General features: G+C 63.6%; 4 protein-coding genes. 2 read left to right on the top strand and 2 right to left on the bottom strand.

The genetic code is table 11. From position 1 onward, the window contains the following. Positions 1 to 450 (bottom strand): NUDIX hydrolase (locus AC1P6P_RS14735; protein ID WP_481403198.1); only part of this gene is annotated, 450 nt, incomplete at its 3' end. Positions 451 to 657: 207 nt separating this feature from the next. After that, positions 658 to 2,136 carry an NAD(P)H-hydrate dehydratase gene (locus AC1P6P_RS14730; protein ID WP_481403197.1) on the bottom strand — a complete coding sequence of 493 codons (1,479 nt, stop codon included), beginning with the start codon at positions 2,134 to 2,136 and terminating at the stop codon, positions 658 to 660. Positions 2,137 to 2,478: 342 nt separating this feature from the next. Between AC1P6P_RS14730 and AC1P6P_RS14725 the strand changes: the two genes are divergently transcribed. Both AC1P6P_RS14725 and glnA read left to right on the top strand, forming a co-directional pair. Then, positions 2,479 to 2,817 (top strand): P-II family nitrogen regulator, encoded by a 339-nt coding sequence (locus AC1P6P_RS14725; protein WP_481403196.1) that lies wholly within the window; start codon positions 2,479 to 2,481, stop codon positions 2,815 to 2,817. A gap of 60 nt (positions 2,818 to 2,877) precedes the next feature. Beyond that, positions 2,878 to 4,208, top strand: a 1,331-nt coding sequence (glnA, locus tag AC1P6P_RS14720; RefSeq protein ID WP_481403195.1) for a type I glutamate--ammonia ligase, incomplete at its 3' end; no start/stop codon positions are given.

The raw sequence follows: 4,208 nt of genomic DNA, 5'->3' as shown, positions 1-4,208 counted from the left end.
GTGGAACGGATACGGGCTGGTGCCGCCGCGCTTGTCGCGATCGTAGATGCCGCACAGCTTGGTGATGCGCACGTTCAGCCCCGCCTCTTCCTGCACTTCGCGCACGCAGCTTCCGCTCGGGCCTTCGCCCGGATCGGAGAAGCCGCCGGGAAACGTCCACTTGCCGCCGTCGTTGAGCTCGTCGACCAGCAGCACCTCGCCCACGCCCGCAGCGTTGGTGCGATAGATGCACCCGCGCACGTCGACCTTGGGCGTGGCATAGCCCTTCTGCTCGGCGAAGGCGCCTTTCACCAGATCGAGCGGCTCGCCCGAGCCCTCCACCATCATGCGCGCCGCGAGATCCGCCAGATGCTCGTAGCGGTCCTTTTCATACTTGTTGGCCGCATACGTCAGCCCCGTTTGCGCCGCCGCCTGCAATTCGCGGGCATACTTCAACCAATTCGGAATCATGAGAGTGTCCTGGTTAGTCATCGCAAGATTTCTGCCCCCGCGGGCACAAAACTCCCGCCTCCGGCACGTAGACCGTGGGGGAAGTGGCCCGTAAGGGCCGAAGGGGGCTTATCGCGAGCCCCCTTTCCGGCCCGAGGCCGGACTTTCCCTACGGTCTTCGTGCAAGCGACGAAACCCGTTTGCCCGCGGGGGCAGAAAGCGCCACCTCTAAATCTCTTCATACAGCCGCCTGAGCAATGCCGGCACCTGTTCGGGGAGGTCTTCGGCGATCAAGCCGGGGCCGAAATGTGTGGCGGCCAATCCATGCATCCAGACCGCTGCCGAAGCGGCGAGGAACGGCTCCATGTGTTGCGCCAGAAGCCCGAGAATAAAGCCCGCGAGCACATCGCCCGAACCCGCCGTCGCCAGCCACGGCGGCGCATTGGTATTGATGGAAACCCGCCCATCCGGCGCGCCGACAACCGTGTCGGGGCCTTTCAGCAGCACGACGCAGCCCGCTTCCGTGGCCGCTGCGCGCACCGCCTCCACCCGATTGGACGACCGCGCCAACAGCCCCGGAAACAGCCGCTCGAATTCGCCTTCATGCGGCGTCAGCACGTCGTCCGGGCCGAGCAGTCCGAACAAATCCTGCGGCGCGTCCTGGAACGAGGTCAGCGCATCGGCATCGAGTACGCACGGCTTGTTGAGCGCGACCTCGACCAGTGTGCGGGTTTCCTCGCCCACACCAAGCCCCGGCCCGATCGCGACCGCATTATAGCGCTTGTCTTCGAGCAGCTTTGCCAGCCCCGCGGCGCCGTCGAACGGCTTCACCATGATGGCGGTGAGATGTTTGGCGTTGACGTCGACGGCGCCCAGCGGACTTGCGACACTGACCAGCCCCGCCCCGATGCGCAGCGCCCCGCGCGCCGCCAGCCGGGCCGCTCCAGTTGCGTGCGCCGGTCCCGACACCACCACCGCATGGCCGCGGGCGTATTTGTGGCCCGTGGGATCGGGCTTGGGATAGGCCCTGCCCCACAGCCGCTTGCCGTTGACGAACATCTTGGGGCCGATCACCGCAATCGCATCCTCGGGAATGCCGATCTGCGCCAGGCTCACGCGCCCGCAAGCGATCTTGCCCGGCATCAGCACATGCGCCGGCTTCAGGCGGTAGAACGTCACCGTCGCATCCGCCGCAACGCACACGCCGTCGAGGGCGCGAGCGAGATCGCCATGCAGCCCGCTCGGCACATCCACAGCCACCACCGTCGCCGGATGGGCATTCAGCGCCATCACCGTCTCGCGCGCCGCTCCCTCCAGCGAACGCGACAGCCCGGCGCCGTACAGCGCATCGACTACCAGCTCGGTGCCTTCCAGCAGCGCCGGCGTCAGTGCCACGACATCGTCGGCATATTGCACCGACTGGAATGCTGCATCGCCCTTCAAGGCACCGCGCTCGCCGACCAGCCCAACGGTCACGGGCCAGCCCCGCGCCTTCAACAGACGCGCCACCACGAAGCCGTCGCCGCCATTGTTGCCCGGCCCGCACATCACCAGCACCCGGCACGGCTTGGGTTTCAGCCGCAAGACCTCGTCGGCGACGGCGCGGCCGGCATATTCCATCAGCGTCAGGGTGGGGATGCCGTGTTCGGCGGCATAGCAATCGGCCGCATACATCTCGGCGACCGTGATGATCTCGTGCTCGTGCATGGGGGGACTATACGACCGCCAATGCGGTTTGTAGCCGTGGTTGGAGGCGGGCAATTCCCGCTTCTGGGGACAATTGTAACATGGCCTTAATGTTGGTACGGCGCTTGCGAAGCTGTCGGCAGAAGCTGGGCGTGGAGGCGGAATAGTCGAAAAATCGGGCAAGCCGGGCCCTGAGCGATGCTCGTCTGTTGTGCACAAAGATCAAAATTTGTGCAATCCTCGAAGCATGAAACGAATCGGTCTTGTAAACCCCTGTTTTTCTTAGCTTTTGCGTAGCTGCAAGTTGGCATAACCCCTGCTATTTCCTTAACGGCGCGAATGTCTGGCGCAAGGGAGTCCTGAATGAAAAAGATCGAGGCCATCATCAAGCCGTTCAAGCTCGATGAGGTGAAAGAGGCGCTGCAGGAAGTCGGCGTCCAGGGTATCACGGTCACCGAGGCCAAAGGTTTTGGCCGGCAGAAGGGCCATACCGAACTCTATCGCGGCGCGGAATACGTCGTGGACTTCCTGCCGAAGGTGAAGATCGAGATCGTGATCGGTGAAGACCGTCTGCAGGCGTCGGTGGACGCCATTCAGAAGGCCGCCCGCACCGGGCGCATCGGCGACGGCAAGATCTTCATCCTCAATGTCGAGGAGGCGATCCGCATCCGTACTGGCGAAAGCGGCACGGACGCGATCTAACGAATTCGTCCAATAGTTAGGCGGACAATCACACCCAACTGGAAGGGGAAAGACCTGAACATGGCTACGGCAAAAGAAATTCTCGAAACGATCAAGACGAAGGAAGTGAAGTTCGTCGACGTTCGTTTCACCGACCCGCGCGGCAAGTGGCAGCACGTTACGTTTGATCTGTCGGCGGTTGACGAAGAGTTCCTCAACGAAGGCACGATGTTCGACGGTTCGTCGATCGCGGGCTGGAAGGCGATCAACGAGTCCGACATGCTGCTGCTGCCGGACCTCGACACCGCCTTCATCGACCCCTTCTTCGCCCAGACCACGCTGGTCGTCACCGCGGACGTGATGGAGCCCACCACCGGCCAGCGCTATGGCCGCTGCCCGCGTTCGATCGCCAAGGCCGCCGAAGCCTATGTCAAGTCGTCGGGCGTCGGCGACACCTGCTTCTTCGGCCCGGAAGCCGAATTCTTCATCTTCGACGACGTCCGCTTTGAAGCCGGCATGTCGAAGGCGTTCTATTCGATCGACTCGGTCGAAGCGGCGTGGAACATCGGCACCGAATACGAGCAGGGCAACCTCGGCCACCGTCCGTCGATCAAGGGCGGCTACTTCCCGGTCCCGCCGATCGACTCGGCGCAGGACATCCGCAGCGAAATGCTGGCGATCATGGGCGACCTCGGCATCAACCCCGAGAAGCACCATCACGAAGTGGCGTCGGCCCAGCATGAGCTCGGCTGCAAGTTCAACACCCTGATCAAGTCGGCCGACAACCTGCAGATCTACAAGTACGTCGTGCATCAGGTGGCGGCGGCCTATGGCAAGACGGCGACCTTCATGCCGAAGCCGATGGCCGGCGACAACGGTTCGGGCATGCACGTCCACCAGTCGATCTGGAAGTCGGGCAAGCCGCTGTTCGCGGGCTCGGGCTATGCCGATCTGTCGGACATGGCGCTGTACTACATCGGCGGCATCATCAAGCACGCCAAGGCGCTGAACGCGATCACCAACCCGCTGACCAACTCGTACAAGCGCCTGATCCCGGGCTTCGAAGCGCCCGTGCTGCTGGCTTATTCGGCCCGCAACCGCTCGGCCTCGTGCCGCATTCCGTTCGCGCCGGGCCCCAAGGGCAAGCGCGTCGAAGTGCGCTTCCCGGATGCCGGCTCGAATCCGTACCTGGCCTTCGCCGCCATGCTGATGGCCGGCCTCGATGGCATCGAGAACAAGATCCACCCCGGCGATCCCGCGGACAAGGACCTCTATCACCTGCCGCCGGAAGAGCTGAAGGAAATCCCCACCGTGTGCGGTTCGTTGCGTGAAGCTCTTGCCTCGCTCGACTCCGACCGCGCCTTCCTCAAGAAGGGCGGCGTGTTCTCGGACGACATGATCGACAGCTACAT

The organism is Rhizomicrobium sp. (genome assembly GCF_056722145.1).
The sequence above is the reverse complement of the archived record's forward strand: the minus strand, read 5'-3'. Positions and strand labels throughout refer to the sequence as shown.